16 protein-coding genes and 1 pseudogene are annotated in these 19,302 nt (G+C 69.8%); 9 read left to right on the plus strand and 8 right to left on the minus strand.

What is annotated here, in order from left to right:
- Positions 1-13: 13 nt before the first annotated feature.
- The 3 genes from IF78_RS0103475 (at position 14) to IF78_RS0103485 (ending at position 4,255) form a co-directional block, all read left to right on the plus strand.
- Positions 14-1,519, plus strand: coding sequence for a sodium:solute symporter family protein (locus IF78_RS0103475; RefSeq protein WP_031478573.1), 1,506 nt, complete (start codon positions 14-16; stop codon positions 1,517-1,519).
- Positions 1,520-1,586: 67 nt separating this feature from the next.
- On the plus strand, positions 1,587-2,567 hold the full coding sequence (speB, locus tag IF78_RS0103480; RefSeq protein ID WP_031478575.1) for an agmatinase: 981 nt from the start codon (positions 1,587-1,589) through the stop codon (positions 2,565-2,567).
- A complete protein-coding gene (locus IF78_RS0103485) occupies positions 2,564-4,255 on the plus strand; it encodes a thiamine pyrophosphate-binding protein (protein ID WP_031478577.1) in 1,692 nt (563 codons plus the stop codon). Before speB ends, IF78_RS0103485 begins: the two co-directional genes overlap by 4 nt.
- A gap of 22 nt (positions 4,256-4,277) precedes the next feature.
- Here IF78_RS0103485 and IF78_RS0103490 read toward each other — a convergent pair whose 3' ends face one another.
- From IF78_RS0103490 to IF78_RS0103505, 4 genes and pseudogenes are all read right to left on the minus strand, one after another.
- The gene (locus IF78_RS0103490; protein ID WP_031478578.1) at positions 4,278-4,658 is read right to left on the minus strand and encodes a hypothetical protein; all 381 of its coding nucleotides are present in this window, start codon (positions 4,656-4,658) and stop codon (positions 4,278-4,280) included.
- A gap of 113 nt (positions 4,659-4,771) precedes the next feature.
- A pseudogene (locus IF78_RS47430) lies at positions 4,772-4,858 on the minus strand (ribonuclease); the annotation flags it as partial.
- Between the two features lie 53 nt (positions 4,859-4,911).
- Positions 4,912-5,184, minus strand: a complete 273-nt coding sequence (locus IF78_RS0103500; RefSeq protein ID WP_031478580.1) for a hypothetical protein — start codon at positions 5,182-5,184, stop codon at positions 4,912-4,914.
- A 141-nt stretch (positions 5,185-5,325) separates the two neighbouring features.
- Positions 5,326-6,132: an endonuclease I family protein gene (locus IF78_RS0103505; RefSeq protein ID WP_031478582.1), complete on the minus strand. Its 807-nt coding sequence runs from the start codon at positions 6,130-6,132 to the stop codon at positions 5,326-5,328.
- Positions 6,133-6,566: 434 nt separating this feature from the next.
- Between IF78_RS0103505 and IF78_RS0103510 the strand changes: the two genes are divergently transcribed.
- Positions 6,567-7,307: a hypothetical protein gene (locus tag IF78_RS0103510; RefSeq protein ID WP_158751256.1), complete on the plus strand. Its 741-nt coding sequence runs from the start codon at positions 6,567-6,569 to the stop codon at positions 7,305-7,307.
- A 163-nt stretch (positions 7,308-7,470) separates the two neighbouring features.
- On the opposite strand, the gene IF78_RS0103515 is transcribed toward IF78_RS0103510, so the two are convergent.
- Both IF78_RS0103515 and IF78_RS0103520 read right to left on the minus strand, forming a co-directional pair.
- Positions 7,471-8,022 (minus strand): hypothetical protein, encoded by a 552-nt coding sequence (locus IF78_RS0103515; RefSeq protein ID WP_051827479.1) that lies wholly within the window; start codon positions 8,020-8,022, stop codon positions 7,471-7,473.
- Positions 8,023-8,159: 137 nt separating this feature from the next.
- Positions 8,160-8,651, minus strand: coding sequence for a nucleotidyltransferase domain-containing protein (locus tag IF78_RS0103520; RefSeq protein WP_031478586.1), 492 nt, complete (start codon positions 8,649-8,651; stop codon positions 8,160-8,162).
- Between the two features lie 60 nt (positions 8,652-8,711).
- Here IF78_RS0103520 and IF78_RS0103525 point away from each other — a divergent pair, with 60 nt between their 5' ends.
- From IF78_RS0103525 to IF78_RS0103545, 5 genes are all read left to right on the plus strand, one after another.
- Complete coding sequence (locus IF78_RS0103525; protein WP_031478588.1) at positions 8,712-9,593, plus strand: serine hydrolase; 882 nt, start codon at positions 8,712-8,714, stop codon at positions 9,591-9,593.
- Between the two features lie 53 nt (positions 9,594-9,646).
- Positions 9,647-10,666 (plus strand): esterase-like activity of phytase family protein, encoded by a 1,020-nt coding sequence (locus tag IF78_RS0103530; protein ID WP_031478589.1) that lies wholly within the window; start codon positions 9,647-9,649, stop codon positions 10,664-10,666.
- A 92-nt stretch (positions 10,667-10,758) separates the two neighbouring features.
- On the plus strand, positions 10,759-14,475 hold the full coding sequence (locus IF78_RS0103535) for an ABC transporter ATP-binding protein (protein ID WP_031478590.1): 3,717 nt from the start codon (positions 10,759-10,761) through the stop codon (positions 14,473-14,475).
- A gap of 108 nt (positions 14,476-14,583) precedes the next feature.
- Positions 14,584-14,973 carry a hypothetical protein gene (locus tag IF78_RS0103540; protein ID WP_031478591.1) on the plus strand — a complete coding sequence of 130 codons (390 nt, stop codon included), beginning with the start codon at positions 14,584-14,586 and terminating at the stop codon, positions 14,971-14,973.
- Positions 14,974-15,044: 71 nt separating this feature from the next.
- Positions 15,045-16,472 carry an alpha/beta hydrolase family protein gene (locus IF78_RS0103545; protein WP_031478592.1) on the plus strand — a complete coding sequence of 476 codons (1,428 nt, stop codon included), beginning with the start codon at positions 15,045-15,047 and terminating at the stop codon, positions 16,470-16,472.
- Between the two features lie 9 nt (positions 16,473-16,481).
- Here IF78_RS0103545 and IF78_RS0103550 read toward each other — a convergent pair whose 3' ends face one another.
- Both IF78_RS0103550 and IF78_RS0103555 read right to left on the minus strand, forming a co-directional pair.
- Complete coding sequence (locus IF78_RS0103550; protein WP_031478593.1) at positions 16,482-17,123, minus strand: hypothetical protein; 642 nt, start codon at positions 17,121-17,123, stop codon at positions 16,482-16,484.
- Positions 17,124-17,266: 143 nt separating this feature from the next.
- Positions 17,267-19,132, minus strand: coding sequence for a glycoside hydrolase family 3 protein (locus IF78_RS0103555; protein ID WP_031478595.1), 1,866 nt, complete (start codon positions 19,130-19,132; stop codon positions 17,267-17,269).
- Positions 19,133-19,302: the final 170 nt, after the last annotated feature.

The raw sequence follows: 19,302 nt of genomic DNA on the forward strand, positions 1-19,302 counted from the left end.
AGGAGGCCCCTCCATGGCCGTCGACTACACAGTCATCGTCGTCTATCTGGCCGGCATGCTGGCCATGGGCTGGTGGGGCATGCGCCGCGCCAAGTCCAAGAGCGAGTTCCTGGTCGCCGGCCGCCGGCTCGGGCCGACCATGTACTCCGGCACCATGGCGGCGATCGTCCTCGGCGGCGCGTCCACCATCGGCGGCGTCGGGCTCGGCTATCAGTACGGGCTCTCCGGCGCCTGGATGGTGTTCACCATCGGCCTCGGGCTCCTCGCCCTCTCGGTCTTCTTCTCCGCCCGCATCGCCCGCCTCAAGGTCTACACCGTCTCCGAGATGCTCGACCTGCGCTACGGCGGCCGGGCCGGCGTCATCTCCGGTGTCGTCATGTGGGCGTACACCCTCATGCTCGCGGTCACCTCGACCATCGCGTACGCCACGATCTTCGACGTCCTCTTCGACATGAACCGCACCGTCGCGATCGTCCTCGGCGGCTCGATCGTCGTCGCCTACTCGACGCTGGGCGGCATGTGGTCGATCACCCTCACCGACATGGTGCAGTTCGTGGTGAAGACCGTCGGCGTGCTCCTGCTGCTCCTGCCCATCGCAGTCGTCAAGGCGGGCGGGTTCAGCGAGATGAAGGCGCAGCTGCCGACCGAGTACTTCGACCCGCTGGGCATCGGCGGCGAGACGATCTTCACCTACGTCCTGATCTACACCTTCGGCATGCTCATCGGGCAGGACATCTGGCAGCGCGTCTTCACCGCGCGCAGCGACCGGACCGCCAAGTGGGGCGGCACCGTCGCCGGCACCTACTGCCTCGCCTACGCCCTCGCCGGTGCCGTCATCGGCACGGCCGCCAAGGTGCTCTACCCCAAGCTCGGCAGCGCGGACGACGCCTTCGCGACGATCGTGAAGGACGAACTCCCGGTCGGCGTGCGGGGACTGGTGCTCGCCGCCGCCCTCGCGGCCGTGATGTCCACCTCCTCCGGCGCGCTGATCGCCTGCGCGACCGTCGCCAACAACGACATCTGGTCGCGGCTGCGGGGTGCGGTCCGCCGCACCGAGGACCCCAAGAGCGCGCACGACCCGCGAGACTCGTACGACTCACACGACCCGCACGACGAGGTGAAGGGCAACCGCGCCTTCATCCTCCTCATGGGCATCGCCGTCATCGTCACGGCCATCGCGCTCAACAACGTCGTCGAAGCGCTGACCGTCGCCTACAACCTGCTGGTCGGCGGACTGCTCGTGCCGATCCTCGGCGGGCTGCTGTGGCGGCGCGGGACCGTGCAGGGCGCGCTCGCCTCGGTCGTCGTCGGCGGCGTCGCGGTGATCACCCTGATGGCGACCCACGGCATCCTCGCCAACGAGCCCGTCTACTACGGCCTGCTGTCCTCCCTCGCCGCGTACATCGCGGTCTCGCTGATGACGAGGCCGACCGACGCGGCCGTACTCGCCGCCTGGCGTGAGCGCCTCGCCGGGCGGAGTCCCGAACTCGTGTCCGAACCGGTGCCGGCTCGCCAGTAGAGTCGTAGGCAGATAACCCCGCATACGCGATGAAGCGTATGAGACGTAGGAAAGAAGGCATTTCCACATGAGCAGCAACGAGACGCCCCGCGGCCCCGTCGACTCCTCCCGCATCCCGCGGTACGCCGGACCCGCGACGTTCGCCCGGCTCCCGCGCCTCGACGAGGTCGGCCGTGCCGATGTCGCCGTGGTCGGCGTGCCGTTCGACTCGGGTGTCTCGTACCGGCCGGGCGCCCGGTTCGGCGGCAACGCGATCCGCGAGGCGTCCCGGCTGCTGCGCCCGTACAACCCGGCGCAGGACGCGTCCCCGTTCGCCCTCGCGCAGGTCGCGGACGGCGGCGACATCGCGGTGAACCCCTTCAACATCAACGAGGCCGTGGAGACGGTCGAGGCCGCCGCCGACGAGCTGCTCGGCACCGGCGCCCGCCTGATGACCCTGGGCGGCGACCACACCATCGCGCTGCCGCTGCTGCGCTCGGTCGCCAAGAAGCACGGCCCGGTCGCCCTCCTCCACTTCGACGCCCACCTCGACACCTGGGACACGTACTTCGGCGCCGAGTACACCCACGGCACCCCGTTCCGCCGGGCCGTGGAGGAGGGCATCCTCGACACGGAGGCGCTCTCCCACGTCGGCACCCGTGGCCCGCTGTACGGCAAGCAGGACCTCACCGACGACGAGAAGATGGGCTTCGGCATCGTCACGTCCGCCGACATCTACCGGCGCGGCGCCGACGAGGTCGCCGACCAGCTGCGACAGCGCATCGGCGACCGCCCGCTGTACATCTCCATCGACATCGACTGCCTCGACCCGGCGCACGCGCCCGGCACCGGCACCCCCGAGGCGGGCGGCATGACCTCCCGCGAGCTGCTGGAGATCCTGCGCGGCCTGGCGTCCTGCAACCTGGTATCGGCCGACGTCGTCGAGGTGGCGCCCGCGTACGATCACGCCGAGATCACGTCGGTGGCCGCGTCCCACACGGCGTACGAACTGACCACGATCATGTCCCGCCAGATCGCGGCGGCCCGGAAGGACTCGGAAGCGCAGTGACTCACGACCACGACCTGGTACTCCGCCCGACCGAAGCACAGATTGCCGCCGCACTGAACCCTCCCGCCGGCCGCAACGGCGGGGACCTGGTCGTGGAGACGCTGGCCGCGCTCGGCACGACGACGGTGTTCGGCCTGCCCGGCCAGCACGCCCTCGGCATGTTCGACGCCCTGCGCCGCTCGGACCTGCGGTACATCGGCCTGCGCGTGGAGAACAACGCGGGGTTCGCGGCGGACGCGTACGGCCGGATGACGGGTGAGGCGGCGCCGCTGCTGCTGTCGACGGGCCCGGGCGCGCTGACCTCGCTGGCCGCGCTCCAGGAGGCGGCCGCGGCGAGCGCCCCCGTGCTGGCGATCAGCAGCCAGGTCCCGACGGCGGGCCTGGGCGGCGGCAGGCACGGCTACCTGCACGAACTGCCCGACCAGGCGGCCTCGTTCCGGGGCGTGGTGAAGTCGGTCCACACGGTCCGCACCCAGTCGCAGATCCCGTCCGCGATCGAGGCGGCCTGGAAGTCGGCGCTGACGGCCCCGCACGGCCCGGTGTGGGTGGAGATCCCGCAGGACGTGCTGCTCGCCGAGACGTCGATCCCGGTGGTGACGGGCGGCGACGCCTTCCCCGAGGAACTGCCGCCGCGCCCCGAACTGACCGCGGTGGCGGCCGACCTGCTCTCGAAGGCGGCCCGCCCGGCGATCATCGCGGGCGGGGGAGTGGTACGGGCGGACGCGTCGGGCAAGCTGAAGCAGCTCGCGGAGCGGCTGCAGGCACCGGTGGTCACGACTCCGGGCGGCAAGGGGGCGTTCCCGTGGAAGCACCCGCTGTCGCTCCAGTCGTGGATCGAGGACCGGTACACGACCGACTTCCTGGAGGACGCCGACGTACTCCTCGTCGTCGGCTCGGGCCTCGGTGAACTCTCCTCGAACTACCACACGTTCAAGCCCCGGGGCCGGGTCGTCCAGATCGAGGCGGACCTCGGCAAGCTGGAGTCCAACCACCCGGCACTCGGCATCCACGCGGACGCGCGGCTCGCGTTGCAGGCGCTGCTGGAGACGGTGGAGGAGCGGACGGATCCGTCCGCCCCGGAGCGCGTCCGCGAGGTCCTCGCCAAGGTCACCGAGCGGATCGCCGCCCAGGAACTCACCCTGGAGCAGCAGGTGCTGGAGTCCGTGCGCCGTGCCCTGCCCGCCGACTCCCCGTCCTTCTGGGACATGACCATCCTGGCGTACTGGGCCTGGTCGGCCTTCGACGCCAAGGGCCCCAACCACCTGCACTCCGCCCAGGGCGCCGGCGGGCTCGGCTACGGCTTCCCGGCGGCGCTGGGCGCGGCGGTCGCGGATCCGACGCGTCCGGTGCTGGCGGTGTCCGGCGACGGAGGCGCGCTGTACTCGATCGCCGAGCTCGCGACGGCCCGCCAGTACGACCTGAACGTCACCTGGCTCATCGTCGACGACGGCGGCTACGGCATCCTGCGCGAGTACATGACGGACGCGTTCGGCCAGGCCACGGCGACCGAGCTGACGCGGCCGGACTATGTGGCGCTGGCCGAGTCGTTCGGCGTCCCCGGGGTCCGTACGACCCCGGAGACGCTGGAGGCGGACCTGGCGAAGGCGCTGTCCGAGCCCGGGCCTTCGGTGGTCGTCCTCCCGGCGGTGCTGCGGATGTTCGCGCCGACGCATCTCGACCGGGCGTGAGGCAGCGGCGAATCTCAGCAGGTCAGCAGGACTTGGACAAGGTCAGGCTGGACGAGTTCCCGCTCAGAAAGCCGCTGTCGAAGGACTTGGAGCTGCCTGTGGTGTAGGTCTTCTTGTGCTTCTCCACGTCATCCAGGAAGACCTTGAACGTCGCGGTGACGTTGCAGCCGTCGGTCTTCGTGTCGCGCACGGTGCCGTAGACCCTCTTGTAGTGGGTGGCCGCCGAAGTCGACTTCGTGCACGGGGTGTACGTCACCTGCCCCCAGCCCGTCGAGATCGTCTTGGCCCTGCTGCACGAGATGACGGTGTCGGCAGCGGCGGGCGTGGCGCCCAGGGCGGTCAGGCCCGTCGCCGCCAGAGCAGCGCTCGCGGTGAGTGCTGCCAGGTGCTGTGCGGTCTTCATCCGTGGTTCCCCGTTTCGTGTGTCCGACATCGTGGCCGCGCCCGTCATAGGCGCGGCCACCATGGTGTACGACCATCGGCGCGGAGCGAACCTGGAACCTTGTAGGGCGGCGCCTACCAGATCGCCTCGACCCACTCCGGGTGGTCGATGAACGGGTTGCGGTTGCCCTGGTAGGTGACGTAGATGATCTCGTTTGATCTCGCTGCGGCACTCCTCGACGCAACCCAGCTGACGCACCTCACGACGTGAAGCCTCAGCGTGCTGCCCCGGCGGCCTGGTCGCGCGAGTCGTGGACGTGTTCGCGGTTGTTGCAGGCGTCGTCCACCGCGGTGCCGGTACCCGGTGTGACCACGGGGATGAGCGCGAGTGCCTCCCTGCAGAGGTTGGCGGTGGTCAAGGGGTAGCCGGCGACGGTGATCCGGCCCCGGTCGCCGTCATCGGCGTGGGTGTAGGCGTCGGCGTGGGCCGGGGTGGCCAGTGCGAGGGCTGCCATGGTGAACGCGGCGAGCGCGCTGATCTTCTTCATAGCCGGGTCAACGGCATCGGATCAGCGCAGGTTATTCCGCTGCACAGGTGGTGACCGGGCGCGCCAGGGCCGGCGAGGGCCCTGGCGCGTCTGCGGCTCTACCTGTCCACGGTTCTACGGCGGCTGAAAGGGCCCCGTCGCCTACCAGATCGACTCGACCCACTCCGGGTGGTCGATGAACGGGTTGCGGTTGCCCTGGTAGGAGTCGTAGATGACCTCGTTGCGGCGCTCCTCGAAGGCGTCCGGCGGGTCCTCGTCGTTCCAGGCCTTCAGGACCGAGAGGCGGCCGTGGTAGGGGACGCTGCCGTTGATGGAGTCGTTGGCCTCCAGGTCGGGCCAGCTGTCGTCGCCCTCGTAGCGGACGGCCATGTAGAGGATCATGCGGGCCACGTCGCCCTTGACGGCGTCGCGCGGCTCGAAGGAGTTCGAGTCGGTCAGGCTGCCACCGGAGTTGGTGAAGCTGCTGCCGCCGTTGTCGAAGTCCTTGTTGCCGCGAATGCTGTTGACCTGGACGTCCTCGGGGCGCAGGTGGTGCAGGTCGGTGCCCGGGCCGGCGGAGGTGCCGAAGTCGCCGTGCGACTGGGCCCACACGTGCTCGCGGTTCCAGTTGCCGGTGCTGCCGCCGTTGAGGGACTTGCTGCGGGAGATGCCCGAGTACAGCAGCTTCACGTTGTTGCTGTTGTTCGGGTCCTGGTCGGTGACCTTCAGGGCGTTCCAGACCGCCGAGTACGAGATCGCCGTCTGGTCGCTGATGATCGTGTGCAGCGAGTCCTTCAGCGCCGTGCCGGTCTTGCCGATCGCGTCGGCGTAGTACGTGTCGTCGTACGCCGTCGTCGTCGCGGCGGCCGGGGAAGCGGTGAGCGCCGGGGCGGTGAGGCCGACCAGGACGGCGGCCGTCGTCAGCGCCACTGACTTCCAGCGGCGGTGGCGTATGCGTGTCGCCAGCATGTGGGGTGTCCCATCTACGCGGGTTGAATGGAGGCGGCAAACGGGAGAGTGACATGGACATGGAGTCGTGTCGAGGGCTTGCACGTGTCCATTGGGTGACGCGAAGCGGCAAATCGGGGCAGGAGGGGGCCAGTTGGCGCCGGCTGGTCTGGGAGGAGCTGGTGCTTGAGCTCGAGTTGGCGCCCGACGCGGAGCCGTGGGTGGGGGCTGTGCCGAAGCTTGCGGTTCGCTGTGGATTCTCAAAGGAGACCGCAAAGGACAACGGCGACCATGGCGACGCGGTGCACAACCTTCAGCACGAGGTAGCGGTCACACGGGCGCCACATGTCACATGCACAGCCCGGTGATTCCGCCCTATTCCGCCACCGTAGAGGCCACACATGAAATTCCGCGTGAACTTCAGCCGTACCGCAGCGGTCGCCGCCCTGATCCCGGTGGTGCTGCTGTCCGGCGCGACGGCGCACGCCGCCGAGTCCCCGACCGCCAAGCCGAGCGCTCGCCGTTGCGTGGCCCCCTTCTTCGAAGACAAGTGCGTGCTGTTCGAGATCACCGGGTTGCCCCGACGGGTGGCCGCGGGCGACGGATGGCACGAGTTCACGATCACGGCCTACAACGCACGACTGCCGACGACGATGGACGACGTCGACGTTGTACTCATCAAACAGGTGAACGACCTCACGCCCGTAATGCCCGGTGGGGACCAGAACTCCGTCGATCTGCAGGCCAGGGACCGCAGTTCCGGGGCATGGCGGGACGTGGTTTTCCCGGAACCCAACAGCAAAGCCAGCGACTACGTCACAACTGACCTGGTGCCCAGCAAACCCCTGACGATCCGGCTCCGCGTCCGCGTCGCCGAGGACTTCCCGTTCACCGTGACGGCCGGCAATCAAATCGGCGACGTCATTATCGGCATCGAGACGCTCAGAGTGGAACCCGGCCGGCCGGACATACGCTGGAAGGGCCAGCTCTGGTCGGGCTTCACGGTCTTCAAACCCGGTACGCACACCGGTGAGCCGACGAGTTCCCCGACACCGACAGCGGACGCCCTCTCCGAGAACGGTTCTTCCTCGGACCTCGTCCTGCTGGCCGGTGCCGGCGGCGCAGTTCTCGCTGTCGCTGCCGGCGCGGTGTACGCCTCACGGCGTCACCGCGATTCGCCGCGTGAGCGAACGTAACGCCACCCGAAGTAGAGCACCCCGAGTGCTCCGACAACCGAACCGGCGCCGCACAATGCAGTCGCCCACTGAGCCATGTCCTGTGTGATCCACAGCAGGCTCACGACGACCAGCGCTATGGAGAGCAGGAATCGCTCTCCATAGGCCGGGCCGCGGTGACCTGTCAGTCCCCGGTGGCTGTGCACGAGTACGTCACACCCTTCATTTTGAGGTCCCGCCAGCCTGCCCTCACATTCACGGGATTCACATTCGTGCTCACGTCAGTGGGGGCCGCGTCGGTGCCGCCGCCACCGCCGGTGTCCTTTTTCCGGCAGTAGTAACCGAGCGCATCAAGCTTCTTGAGGTCGCTCATTGCCTGGTACTTCTGGTACGACTTGATCATGGCAGCGCGCTTTTCCGCGGGCGTGGCGTTCTTCGCCTGTGAGTACAGATAGCACCCGATGCTGGCGCCGATACCCACCCACGACGCGCCCTTGGCCAGTGCCTTGGACAGGCCTGCCGCGCCACTGCCGATTCCCAGGACTGTGCAAATCTCATCGGCGCCGACGCGTACTTGCCCGGTTTCAGGGGTGGCCGCGGACGCCGTCTGTGTGTTGATGCCGTACATCGTGCCGGTCATGGCGAGGGCGATTACGGCAGAAATTCCCTTGCTTCGCATGCTCACGAAGTTGATCCCCCATATTCCCAGTTGCTGGTCAGACAACTGCTTGATCATTTCTATTGGGACGCTACCGGCGCGGGCATGCGCGTGCAATGGTGCAGTTACTCGGGGGAGGGTTTCCTTAACGAATCCTTACCGCTCACCCGGCCGCATACCTGGCGGCGAAGCTGACAGCGGTGGTCGGTCAAGTGTCAGAAGTGCGTGGCGATCCCGAACTCCCGCCGCAGCTGAGCCATATCGTGCCGATCGTGGTCGGTCGGCTCGTAACCCTGGTGGAAGTAGACCTGCTGCTGGGCGGACAGGCACGGGACCGACGTGCCGCCGATGGTGCCCGTCACGAAGCAGGAGGTGGGGTAGATGAAAGGGCGCGACGGTTCGAGCGACGCCTGCTGCGCCGAGCCGTCCTCGGCGAAGACCAAGGGGTGGAGGTCGATTTGCTGTCCGTCCGGGGCCGTGAGCACGAAGCGGACGGGACGCCAGTCCAGGGTCTCCACGAAACCCGCGGCTGCGAGGGCCGCTACCACCGCGGGCTCCTGGTCCCGGCGGTGCATCAGGTCCAGGTCGCGGTGGTCGCGGGTCTGTTCGCCGAGGAGGGCGTCGATGCCCCAGCCGCCGCCGATCCAGACGTCGGCGCGCGCCTCGTGCAGCAGGGACAGAACGGACAGTACGTCGCCGGCGGTCATCGTGCGTACGGCCTTTGACACGCGTACAACCTTTCATCCGGCCTCGTGAGTCATCAGGGCATGAGTCACGGGACATCCAGCGAGAAGTCAAGAGGCGTATCCAGACGTGCCAGAGCGCTCGTCGCGGTCGGCGTGGGCGCGGGCGTCCTCATACCGTCCGTCGCCGCCGCGTCTCCCGCCGCCGCGGCCGGCACTCCCACCGTCAGTTGTACGTCCGCCAAGGCCGGTCTCGCCGACAAACTGAAGAAGGACATCACCGCGGCCCTCGCCAACCGCAGGGGCACCATCGCGGTCGGTCTCCACGACCGGTCCACGAACACCACCTGCAGCCTGCGCGCCTCCACCGCCTACGACTCCGCCAGCGTCGTCAAGGTCACCGTGCTGGCCGCGCTGCTGTGGGACGCGAAGAAGCACAACCGGTATCTGACCGACCGTGAGACGTCCCTCGCCAAAGCCATGATCACCAAGTCGGACAACGCCGCGACCAGCACGCTGTGGAAGCAGCTCGGCATGACGAAGATCAAGGGCTTCCTGGCCGCCGCCGGCATGACCCAGACCAAGCCGGGCGCGAACGGCTACTGGGGGCTGACCCAGATCACCGTCACCGACGAGCAGAAGCTGCTCAAGCTCATCACCGCCAGGAACCCGGTGCTCAGCGACAACGCCCGCGCCTACATCCTGAAGCTGATGAGTCAGGTGATCTCGTCGCAGCGCTGGGGCACGCCGTACGGAGCGCCGTCCGGTGTCTCCGTGGCCGTCAAGAACGGCTGGCTGCAGCGGGCCACGAACGGCTGGCGGGTGCACAGTGTCGGTGCGTTCAAGGGCGGCGGCCACGACTATGTGGTCACGGTGCTCACCCATGGCAACGGCACCATGAACTACGGCATCACGACCATTCAGGGCGTCGCCAAGGTCATCCACCGGGACCTGGCGGCAAGCTGACGTTTCATGTCGCAGCCTCCCGTCCGTCACCGTGCCGTCCTACGGTGACGCCCATGCGCCTGAGAACCGTACTCGCGACCGTCACCGCGTCCCTGGCGGCGGCCACCTGTCTGTCCGCCGCAGGGCCCGCCAACGCCGGGCAGAGCAACGCCTGTTCGCCCTCCGTCTCCATCGACCGCTTCTCCGACGCGCTCGACAAGACGACGTACGACGGCACCTTCGTCGGCAACTTCTCCGCCCTCGCCGTGGACCGCGACGGTTCGCTCGCGGCCGTCTCCGACCGTTCCGCCCTGTTCCGCCTCGACCGGCAGACGCTCGCGCCGCGGGCCGTCGTCCCGCTCGCCGACGAGAGCGGCGCCGCCCTCGACTCCGAGGGCCTCGTCGTCGACCGGGACGGGACTCGGTTGATCTCGTCCGAGACCGAGCCGTCCGTGCGCCGCTACTCACGCGACGGCAAGATCCTCGACCGGCTCCCCGTCCCGGACGCCCTCCGCGTCGCCCCGGCCGGCCGCGCCGTCTCCAATGGGACCTTCGAGGGGCTGACCCTGCTCCCCGGCGGCCGCACCCTGCTCGCGTCCATGGAGTACGCGCTGAACGGCGACAGCGCCGGCATCGTCCGCTTCCAGACCTGGCAGCGGAGCAAGGGCGGCCCCTTCGAGCCGGCCCGCCAGTACGCCTACCGCGCCGACACCGGCCTCGGCGTCCCGGAGGTCCAGGCGACCCCCGACGGCCGCCTCCTCGTCCTGGAACGCGGCTTCACCGCCGGGGTCGGCAACACGGTCCGGCTCTACCTGGCCGACCCGCGCCGCGCCACGGACACGAGCGGCATCGAGAAGCTGACGGGTCAGGACGACGTACGTCTGATCAAGAAGACCCTCCTCGCGGACATCGCCGCGTGCCCGTCCCTGGGCGCCACGGCCAAGCAGCCCCAGCCGAACCCGCTCCTCGACAACATCGAGGGCATGGCGATCACGGGGTACTCGCCGGGGCGCCTGAAGGTGCTGCTGGTCAGCGACGACAACCAGAACGCCGTACAGACGACCCGGTTCTATTACCTGCGAGTACGCATCTGAGTCCACGGCGCCCGTTTGTTGCGGCGGGATGAAATCCGAGCCGATCCGCGTTGGTGCCTTCCGGTAGATCAGGACGAACGGAGGGCACCGGCGTGGAACCGCAACGGGGATGGGCACGGCGACTGTGGGGCTACGCCTGGCGCTACCCCAAGGACGTGATCCTCGCCCTCGGCTCCTCACTCGCCGGCATGGCCGTCATGGCGATCGTCCCGCTGATCACCAAGGTGATCATCGACGACGTGATCGGTGACCACACACGGGGCATGGCCCTGTGGGCGGGCCTGCTCATAGCCGCCGCCCTCGCCGTCTACGTCCTCACCTACATACGCCGCTACTACGGCGGCCGCCTCGCGCTCGACGTCCAGCACGATCTGCGGACCGACATGTTCGGGACGATCACCCGGCTCGACGGGCGGCGCCAGGACGAGCTGTCCACCGGGCAGGTCGTCGGGCGGGCCACCAGCGACCTCCAGCTGATCCAGGGCCTGCTCTTCATGCTGCCGATGACCATCGGCAACTTCGCGCTCTTCCTGATCTCCCTGGTCGTGATGGCCTGGCTGTCCATCCCGCTCACCCTGGTCGCCCTCGCCGTGGCGCCCGCCCTGTGGTGGATCGCCAAGCGCAGCCGGACCAAGCTGCACCCCGCCACCTGGTACGCCCAGGCCCAGGCCGCGGCCGTCGCGGGCGTGGTCGACGGGGCCGTCAGCGGCGTACGCGTGGTGAAGGGGTTCGGGCAGGAGGAGCAGGAGACCGGGAAGCTGAGGGACGTCAGCCGGCGGCTCTTCGCGGGGCGGCTGCGCACCATCCGGTTCAATTCCCGGTACACCCCGGCCCTGCAGGCCGTCCCGGCCCTCGGCCAGGTCGCCATGCTCGCGCTCGGCGGCTGGCTGGCCGTGCGCGGGCACATCACCCTCGGTACGTTCGTCGCCTTCTCCACCTACCTCGCCCAGCTCGTCGGCCCGGTCCGGATGCTCGCCATGGTCCTCACGGTCGGCCAGCAGGCCCGCGCGGGCACCGAGCGCGTCCTGGAGCTGATCGACACCGAGCCGTCGATCAAGGACGGCACCAAGACGCTGCCCGCCGACGCACCCGCGACCGTCGAGTTCGACGATGTGTCCTTCGGCTACGACGACTCCACCGGCCCCGTGCTCAACGGGCTCAGCTTCGAGATCCGCCCCGGCGAGACCCTCGCCGTCGTCGGCTCCTCCGGCTCCGGCAAGTCCACGGTCTCCCTCCTCCTCCCGCGCTTCTACGACGTCACGGGCGGCGCCGTCCTCATCGGCGGCCACGACGTCCGCGAGCTGACCTTCGACTCGCTGCGGGCCGCGATCGGGCTGGTCCCCGAGGACTCCTTCCTCTTCTCGGACACGGTCCGCAACAACATCGCGTACGGCCGCCCCGACGCGACCGAGGAGGAGATCCGCAAAGCCGCCCGCGCCGCCCAGGCGGACCGTTTCATCGCCGAGCTGCCCGACGGCTACGACACCAAGGTCGGCGAGCACGGGCTCACCCTCTCCGGCGGCCAGCGCCAGCGCGTCGCGCTCGCCCGCGCGATCCTCACCGACCCCCGCCTCCTCGTCCTCGACGACGCGACCTCGGCGGTGGACGCCCGCGTCGAGCACGAGATCCACGAGGCGCTCAAGCACGTCATGCAGGGCCGGACCACTCTGCTGATCGCCCACCGGCGGTCCACCCTCAACCTCGCCGACCGTATCGCCGTCCTGGACGCCGGCCGCCTCGCCGACATCGGCACCCACGAGGAGCTCCAGGAACGCTCCGCCCTCTACCGCCGCCTCCTCACCGACCCCGACGAACTCGGCGGTGTCTCACCCGGCCACGCCCAGCCGGCCTGCCCCCGCGAGGACACCTCCGTGCGGGACGAGCTGGACGCCGAGTTCGACGCCGAGCGCGGGGTGACTCCGCGGCTGTGGACCGGTGACCGCGAGCCCAGGGACCCGGCGCTCGAGGAGTCCCCGGCCACGCCCGAGCTGCTCGCCCAGGTCGAGGCGCTGCCTCCGGCGACCGACACCCCCGAGGTCGACGAGGCACGTGCGGTGCGCCCCGAGGAGTCGTACGGCCTGAAACGGCTGCTGCGCGGCTTCGGGCTTCCCCTCCTCATCAGCCTCGGCCTGGTCGCGGTCGACGCCGGCATGGGGCTGCTGCTGCCCGTCCTGATCCGGCACGGCATCGACTCGGGCGTCACGCAGGCCGCCCTCGGCGCGGTCTGGGCGGCCTCCCTGCTGGGCCTGGTCGTCGTGACCGTCCAGTGGGCGGCACAGGTCGGCGAGACGCGGATGACCGGACGCACCGGCGAACGCGTCCTCTACTCCCTCCGGCTGAAGATCTTCGCCCAGCTCCAGCGGCTCGGACTCGACTACTACGAGCGGGAGTTGACCGGCCGGATCATGACGCGGATGACGACGGACGTCGACGCGCTGTCGACCTTCCTGCAGACGGGCCTGGTCACCGCGTTCGTCTCGGTCGTCACGTTCTTCGGCATCATGGTCGCCCTGGTGGTGATCGACCTCCAGCTCGCGCTCGTCGTCTTCGCGACGCTGCCGCCGCTGATCGTCGCGACCTACTTCTTCCGCCGGGCGAGTGTGAAGGCGTACGAACTCGCCCGCGAGCGCGTGTCGTTCGTGAACGCCGACCTCCAGGAGTCGGTGTCCGGGCTGCGGATCGTGCAGGCCTTCCGGCGCGAGCGGGACGGCGGCGCGCGGTTCGCCGAGCGCAGCGACAGCTACCGCAAGGCCCGCGTCCACGGGCAGTGGCTGATATCGGTCTACTTCCCCTTCGTGCAGTTCCTGTCGTCGGCGGCCGCGGTTGCGGTGCTGATCGTGGGCGGGGCCCGGATCGACGACGCGACGCTGACGACCGGCGCGCTGGTGGCGTATCTGCTCTACATCGACCTGTTCTTCGCCCCGGTCCAGCAGCTCTCCCAGGTCTTCGACGGCTACCAGCAGGCCACGGTCTCCCTCGGCCGCATCCAGGAGCTCCTGCGGGAGCCGACGTCGACGAAGGCGGCCGAAGAGCCGCTGGAGGTGCTGTCGCTGCGGGGCGAGGTCGCCTTCGAGGACGTGCACTTCAAGTACGGCGGTGCCGACGGGGAGGAAGCGGCGTTGAGCGGGATCGATCTCCGCATTCCCGCCGGGCAGACGGTCGCCTTCGTCGGCGAGACCGGCGCGGGCAAGTCGACGCTCGTGAAGCTGGTGGCGCGGTTCTACGACCCAACCGGCGGCCGGGTCACGGTCGACGGCACGGACCTGCGCTCGCTGGACCTCACGTCGTACCGCCACCGGCTCGGCGTCGTCCCGCAGGAGGCGTACCTGTTCCAGGGCACCGTCCGCGACGCCATCGCCTACGGCCGCCCGGACGCGACGGACGCCGAAGTGGAGGCGGCCGCCCGCGCGGTCGGCGCCCACGAGATGATCGCCACCCTCGACGGCGGCTACCTCCACGAGGTCGCCGAGCGCGGCCGCAACCTCTCCGCCGGGCAACGCCAGCTGATCGCACTGGCCCGCGCCGAGCTGGTCGACCCCGACGTCCTGCTCCTCGACGAGGCGACGGCCGCCCTGGATCTGGCCACGGAGGCCCAGGTCAACCAGGCGACCGACCGCCTCGCCGGGCGCCGTACGACGCTCGTCGTGGCCCACCGCCTGACCACGGCGGCGCGGGCGGACCGGGTCGTGGTCATGGCCGACGGGCGGGTCGCGGAGGACGGCACCCACGAGGAACTGCTGGCGCGCGGCGGGCGGTACGCCGAGCTGTGGCGGACGTTCATAGGGGAGGCCGAGGCCGCCGCCGCGTGACTCCGGAGGCGCCGGACGTGTCGTGGTGACGGTCGTGCAACCACCCGGCATACGTCGTGCGTCCGTACATCAGTACGCTCAATGCCGGTGTACGGGGAGGACAAGACTGTGGACAGTGGTGCGATACGCCGACGACTGGCGATCGGCCTGGCGTTGCTGACCGCGTCCGGACTGCTCGCGGTCGCGGCTCCGGCTCAGGCACAGGCGGCGCCCACGCGCTGCGAGGGGCGCAAGGTCAGGACGTACCCCTTCTCCACCGGCACCCTGTACGTCTACAAGAAGCGCGGCTACGTCTGCGCCATCACCGTGCCCAAGGACCCCGGGCGCCGGCAGAAGATGATGGTCAGCGTCCAGGCGTACCGGGCCAATCCGGTCAAGGACGAGGGTGTGTACAGCTACCGCGCCGGCCCGGTCACCGTCCATGCCGGGCACCGCTGTGTGTGGGTGAAGGGCAAGGTGGGGCGGGGGTCGGTGAGCAAGGGGTGGATTCTGTGCTGACTTCATCTCCCCTGTTGCGCCGGTGAGTTGACCGATAGCTTGCGCGCACATCCGCTTCTCAGGGAGGGTGCATGGCGCGCAAGACCCTCAGATGGCTGCTGGCGCTCGCGCTGTTCATGGGCGCGCTCGGCACGGCCACCACGGCAGGTGCGGCCACCGCCGCCGAGCCGGACATCAAGGAACGTCTGCTGTCCATACCGGGCATGAACCTCATCGAGGAGAAGCCGTACCCCGGCTACCGCTTCTTCGTCCTCGACTACACCCAGCCGGTCGACCACCGCAGCCCGTCCGCGGGCACCTTCCGGCAACGCCTCACCGTGCTGCACAAGGACGTCTCCCGCCCGACGGTCTTCTACACCAGCGGCTACGAGGTCTCCACGTCACCGAGCCGGCGCGAGCCGACGCAGATCGTGGACGGCAACCAGATCTCCATGGAGTACCGCTTCTTCACACCGTCCCGGCCCGAACCGGCCGACTGGACCAAACTGGACATCTGGCAGGCGGCGACCGACCAGCACCGCATCTTCACGGCCCTGGAGTCCGTCTACGACCAGAAGTGGATCTCCACGGGCATCTCGAAGGGCGGCATGACCGCCACGTACTACGAGCGTTTCTACCCCCGTGACATGGACGGCGTCGTCGCCTACGTCGCCCCCAACGACGTCGTCGACGCGGAGGACTCGGCGTACGACCGCTTCTTCGCGCGGGTCGGCACCAAGGAGTGCCGGGACCGGCTGAACGCGGTGCAGCGGGAGGCGCTGGTGCGCCGGGAGCCGCTGAAGAAGCGGTACGCGGCGTACGCGGCGCAGAACGGCCACACCTTCGACACGGTCGGCAGCCTGGACAAGGCGTACGAGGCGGTCGTCCTGGACTACGTCTGGGGCTTCTGGCAGTACGGCCTGCTCTCCGACTGCGCCTCGATCCCGGCGGACCCGGCGCACGCCACCGACGAGGCGATCTGGGCGTCCGTCGACAAGGTCGTGGGCTTCTCCTACGCCACGGACCAGGGCCTTGAGCACTACACGCCGTACTACTACCAGGCGGGCACACAATTGGGCGCGGCGACCATCCGGTTCCCGCACATCGAACGGGAGTTGATCCGGTACGGCTACCTCACGCCGAGGGACTTCGTCCCGCGTGACATCCCGATGCGCTTCCAGCCGTGGGCCATGCGCGACGTGGACACCTGGGTCCGCCACAACGCCCGGCACATGATGTTCGTCTACGGCCAGAACGACCCCTGGGGGGCGGAGCGCTTCCGGGTGGGCAAGGGGGCGCGTGACTCCTACGTCTTCACGGCGCCGGGGGCCAACCACGGGGCCCGGGTCGCGGGCCTGGTGGACGCGGAGAGGACCCTGGCGACGGCCCGGATCCTGGACTGGGCGGGCGTCGCCTCCCCGGCCGTGCGGGCCGACGCGTCGGTGGCCGAGCCGCTCGCCGGGTTCGACGCGAAGCTGGACGTGCGGGGTGTGGAGCGGGAGCAGGCCTTGCGTCCGTGACGTCCGCCGTCACACCGGTCGCGCGCATCCCACCGGCTTCTCGCCGCCCAGCTGGACATACAGGGCCGTCGACAACGGGCACTTGGCTCGCTTGTCGACGGCCTTGGCCACCTTGTACTGCGGCTGCTGCTTCCCCTTGCCGTCGCACGACGTCTCGCGGACCTGGCCGTCGCCCGAGCTGTAGACGCAGTCGCCGACGATGGTGCGGGGGCCGCCCCCGCCGCCGGGGTCGCCGGGGTGGGGCGGGGCGAGGTTGCGCATGCAGGCGTAGCCCTGCGGGATCGCGCCGTCGCCGTCCTCGTCGGAGCTGTGGCTCTGTTCGCTGATGTGGAGGACGAAGTCCGTGGTCCCGGGGCACAGCGGCCCGTCGCCCACCTTGCCGTCGTGCCGCGCCACGACCCGCGCCGCCGCCCGCTCACTGGTGCACGACACCTCGGTGAAGTTCGTCGTACCGAAGGAACTGCACTCGTCGACGCCGAGGAACAGCTCGCCGTAGCCGACGGGCCGGGTCGGCGCCGCCGACTGTTCGTTCGCGGTCTCGTCGAGCCGCCCGTCCTCCTCCGCCCCCGCCGAGCTCTGGCATCCCGTCAACAACGCGGCGAGCAGCGCCAGCAACGCACAGGCCACCCCCGCAGCACATCTCCCACCCATCGCACTCCCCCCCCGGATACCCCCGTCCAGCGTGACCCGCCCCAGCGGGTACACGCCAGACGAGTGGGGTCCTTTGCGTCGGTTGGTGGTGAGTACGCCCGTTGTGTGGCGTACGGGCGCTACGCCCAAAGGGTCATGGGGCGCTACCTGCTCCCGTACGACAGCCCGTGCCCCACCGGGTAGAGCACCCGCGCCGGATCGTCCGCCCGCTGCACCGGCACCGGCAGCCTCCCGCGCGGGGCCACCCGTCCGGCGATCACCCGTGCGGCCGCCCGCAGTTCGACGTCGGTCCAGGAGTAGGACGCCAGGTAGGCCGGGACGGCGGGCAGCTGGGCCACGTCGTACGGGTTGCGGACGGCGACCGCCACGACCGGCCTGCCGGTGGTCAGGAGCTGCTCGACCAGCGTCCTTTGCGCACTGCTCGCCGTGACGTTGTACGTCCCGACCACCACCGCGTCCACCTCCCGCGCCGCCGCGACGGCCCGGGCGATGGTGGCGGCGGAGGGCGCCGTACCGGTCGACAGGGCGGTCGCCGTGAAGCCCAGCTCGGTGAGGGCGGCGGCGAGCACGCCGGTCGGGGGTCCCGTCGTGCCGGACGGGGAGGCGGGGTCGGCGCCGACGACGAGGACCCTGGGGTGGGTACGGCGGGAGAGGGGGAGCAGCGGCCCCTCGTTGACCAGCAGGGTCGTCGTGCGCTCGGCGATGCGGTCGGCGGCCCTGAGGTGGGACGGGGTGCCGACGTTGCGGTCGACGCCGTCCTGGCTGACGTACGGCTCGTCGAACAGCCCCAGCTTCGCCTTCAGTCGCAGGATGCGGAGGATCGACTCGTCGAGCCGCGCCTCGGTGAGTTCCCCGTCCTGTACGGCCTTCAGCACGGCGTTCCACGCGATGGCCAGGGACGGTGGGTTGAGGAGCTGGTCCACACCCGCCTTGAGCGCGAGGACGGGGACGCGGTCGTCGCCGTACTTCGTCCGTACGCCCTCCATGCCGAGGGAGTCGGTCACCACCACCCCGTCGTAGCCCAGTTCCTCGCGCAGGATGCCGGTGAGGATCGGGCGGGAGAGGGTGGCCGGGTCGCCGGAGTTGTCGAGGGCCGGGACCATGATGTGCGCGGTCATGATCGAGTCGATGCCGGCGCGGACGGCGGCCCGGAAGGGCGGGGCGTCCAGCCGGTCCCACTGCTCGCGGGTGTGCGTGATGACCGGGAAGCCGTAGTGGCTGTCGACGGCCGTGTCGCCGTGGCCCGGGAAGTGCTTGGCGGTGGCCGCGACCTGCCGCGCATGCTGGTATCCGGCCACCTCGGCGGCGACCATGCCGGCCACGGCGGCCGGTTCGGAGCCGAAGGAGCGCACGCCGATGACCGGGTTGGCCGGGTTGACGTTCACGTCGGCGACGGGGGAGTAGTTCTGCCGGATGCCGAGCGCCCTGAGTTCCCGCCCGGCGATCCGGCCGAGCGTGCGGGCGTCGGTACGGGAGCCGCCGGCGCCGATGGCCATGGCGCCCGGGAAGAGGGTGGCGGGCTCGCCGACGCGGCAGACGATGCCGTGCTCCTGGTCGGTGGAGATGAGCACGGGAAGGCCGCGGGGCTGGGTGAGGGACGCCCGCTGGATGCCGTTCGAGAGGTCGGCGATCTGGTGCGGGTCGCGGGTGTTGTGCGCCCAGGTGAAGTAGATGATGCCGCCCACGCGGTACCCGGCGACCAGCTCGGCCGCCGTGCGCACGCCGAGTTCCTTGAGGTTGGCGTCGATGTCGGCCTGGTCGGGGGCGGTCGCGGAGTGGCCGTAGACCCGCGTGACGAAGAGCTGGCCGACCTTCTCCGGCAGGGTCATCCGGGCGATGAGGGCGCGCAGTTTCCGGTCGTCCGGGGCGGCGGCGTGGGCCTGTCCGCCGAGGGCCAGAGTGGTGGTGACGCCGGCGGTGGCCGCGAGGACCGCACGTCTGGAATGTGTCGCGGTGTGTCTGGAATGTGTCGCGGTGCTTCCCGTGCTTCCCGTGCTGGTGTCGGGCACGTGCGCTCCTTCCGGAGGTGGTGCGCTGAAGGAAACTTCCGAGAAGTCACCAATAACCGGGAAGTTTCTGCCAGTCAAGGGAACGAACCGTAACCAACAAGGGGCCGCCATCGGCGCTGTTGGAGGGGGGCGCGCCGATGACGGCGTGCTGCCGGCCGTGGTGCGGCGGA

The organism is Streptomyces bicolor (genome assembly GCF_000719285.1).
Taxonomy (GTDB): Bacteria; Actinomycetota; Actinomycetes; order Streptomycetales; family Streptomycetaceae; genus Streptomyces; species Streptomyces bicolor.